Source organism: Mesorhizobium sp. M7A.F.Ca.US.006.04.2.1, assembly GCF_004022915.1.
GTDB lineage: Bacteria > Pseudomonadota > Alphaproteobacteria > Rhizobiales > Rhizobiaceae > Mesorhizobium > Mesorhizobium ciceri.
In genome coordinates this window covers 1-2,374 of the sequence record NZ_RZQA01000921.1, presented here as the reverse complement: position 1 = coordinate 2,374, position 2,374 = coordinate 1, and the positions used below count along the sequence as shown (strand labels likewise).

Genomic DNA, 2,374 nt, shown 5'->3' with positions numbered 1-2,374 from the left:
CCAGAACAGCCGCCGATCCCCAGCGCGAGGCCCAGTCCGCCAGCTGCCTCTTCAAAGACGGCGGATGAAAAGCGCGGCACGGCGGATGGCCAGGACCTGTCGGCGCAAGCGGCCAGCAAGGGCAAAAGGCAAAACGAGGCAGGCACTGCCGCGGAAGATAACTACCGCGGCGATGTCTTTAGAAAGCTCGGCAGCGTCAATCGCACTCTGCCGCCGTCCCTACAACTGGCGGCACGCAACAATGCGGTTGTTAAATTCGTCATAGGCAGGAAGGGCAACATAAATAAGTTGCGCATCCTGGAGACCTCAGGGTCGGCGGCTTTCGATCAGGCGGCCCTTGGCATTATCCGCAAAGCAGCCCCCTTCCCTTCGATTCCACCACAGGCAGCAAGCGCAAGTTTGGAGTTCGAGACCGAAATCGGCCCATTTTGAATGTGCGCAGAACAAAACGCTGCGGCCGCAAATCATCAACATCCCTGTGAGAGGAAACCGCCATGTACATCGCCATGAACCGCTTCAAGGTGCAGACCGGCTCGGAGAACGATTTCGAGGCCTTGTGGAAGAACCGCGATTCCAGCCTTGCGGAGATGAAGGGGTTCCGCGAATTCCACCTGCTGCGAGGCCCGGTCAACGAGACCGAAGGCTACACGCTGTTTGCATCGCACACGGTGTGGGCGAGCCACGATGATTTCATCGCCTGGACCAAGTCCGAGAATTTCCGCGCCGCCCACAGGAATGTCGGCACGACGAAGGTCCACTATCTCGGCCACCCCCAGTTCGAGGGTTTTTCGGTCGTCGAAGGCGCGTAATGCATGTCGCCCAAAAGTGGTCCCGGTTTGGGACAACGACATGCATAAAACAAAAGAGATAGAGACATTCACTGTTTCCACGAAACGGTGAATGGCTCTAACGACCGGCCGGAGTCAGGCTCCGGCCAGCAAGCTCGCATTGCCGCCCGCGGCGGTGGTGTCGACGCAGACGGCCCGCTCATGTGCATAAGCCGCCGGGTTCAACACTTCGCTGACCAGCGGCACGATCGGGCCTGAGCGATCAGCGATAACCCTGCGCACGATGCGCGCGGCCTCTGGCGTGCCGGAAAAAGCAACGATATCGACGCGCAGCGAGCGTGCCTCGACCGGATCAGGCCGGCCATCGATGGCGGCCAGCGGCAGGCCCTTGCCGGTCAGAGCGGAAAGGGCTGCCGGTGCACCCGGCGCAACGGCCAGCACGGCGTTGCCGGCGGCGAGCGCCTGGATCGTCTGCGCCAGCAGCGTATCACCATCGGGACCAAGGCACAGCACCCGTCCACGTGGCGACAGCGAGAGCGTGTTGGCTTCGCCGGTCGGCCCGGGCAGGTCGACCTGGCCGAAATCGATGCCGGCGGCCGCACCAATGGCCGCAGCACCCTTGCCGCGCAGATGCTTCCTCAGAATGGCGATCCGGTCCGGACGCGTCGACCAGCCGCCAAGTGTGGGATCAGGCAGATTGTCGGCAAGCTCGGTCGCCGTGACCTTGTGGCCGTCCTGCACATGGGTGCCGGCCTCCGGCCCCTTGCGGAAGCGGCGGAGATAGTGCGGACCGCCGGCCTTCGGCCCGGTGCCGGAAAGCCCCTCGCCGCCAAACGGCTGCGAACCGACGACGGCGCCGATCTGGTTGCGGTTGACATAGATGTTGCCGGCATGGATGCCATCGACGAAATGCTGCACGCGGCCCTCGATGCGGGTGTGCAGGCCGAAGGTCAGGCCATAACCCTTGCGGTTGATGGCGGCGATGACCGCGTCGATCTGGTCGGCGTCGAAACTGGCGACATGCAGCACCGGCCCGAACACCTCGCGCTCCATGTCCTCGATACCCTTGACCCGGAAGACATGCGGCGCGACGAAGCGACCTTCCCTGGGCGCCTCGAGCTTGGCGATCAGCCTGCCCTGCAGGCCCATCTTCGTGCAATACTCGCGGATCGAGCTTTGCGCCTCGTCGTCGATAACCGGGCCGACATCGGTCGAAATCCGCCAGGGATCGCCGACGTTGAGCGCCTCCATGGCGCCCTTCAGCATCTCCAGCATCTTCTTCTCGACGTCCTTCTGCACGTAGAGTACGCGCAGCGCCGAACAGCGCTGGCCGGCACTCTGGAAGGCGGAGGCGAGGATATCGCGCACCGCCTGTTCGGGCAGCGCGGTGGAATCGACGATCATGGCGTTGAGGCCGCCAGTCTCGGCGATCAGCATGGCGTCGGGCGCGGCCGTCTCGGCCAGCTGCTTCTCGATCAGCTTGGCAACCTCGGTCGAACCTGTGAAGCAGACGCCAGCGATGCGTGGATCGGCGGTGAGCGGCCCGCCGACCGATGGGCCGTCGCCAGGGAGCAACTGGATGACGT

General features: G+C 63.8%; 3 protein-coding genes. 2 read left to right on the top strand and 1 reads right to left on the bottom strand.

What is annotated here, in order from left to right; all coding sequences use genetic code 11:
- Both EN925_RS32235 and EN925_RS32230 read left to right on the top strand, forming a co-directional pair.
- The coding region (locus EN925_RS32235) for a TonB family protein (protein WP_128337219.1) at positions 1–432 on the top strand (432 nt) is incomplete at its 5' end.
- Between the two features lie 62 nt (positions 433–494).
- A complete protein-coding gene (locus EN925_RS32230) occupies positions 495–809 on the top strand; it encodes an antibiotic biosynthesis monooxygenase (RefSeq protein WP_127370218.1) in 315 nt (104 codons plus the stop codon).
- A 114-nt stretch (positions 810–923) separates the two neighbouring features.
- Here the strand turns inward: EN925_RS32230 and EN925_RS32220 are convergent.
- Positions 924–2,374 (bottom strand): aldehyde dehydrogenase family protein (locus EN925_RS32220; RefSeq protein WP_128337218.1); only part of this gene is annotated, 1,451 nt, incomplete at its 5' end.

Coding starts and splice junctions, on each gene's coding strand:
- EN925_RS32230 (WP_127370218.1), top strand. CDS start 495: ATGTACATCGCCATGAACCGCTTCAAGGTGCAGACCGGCTCGGAGAAC.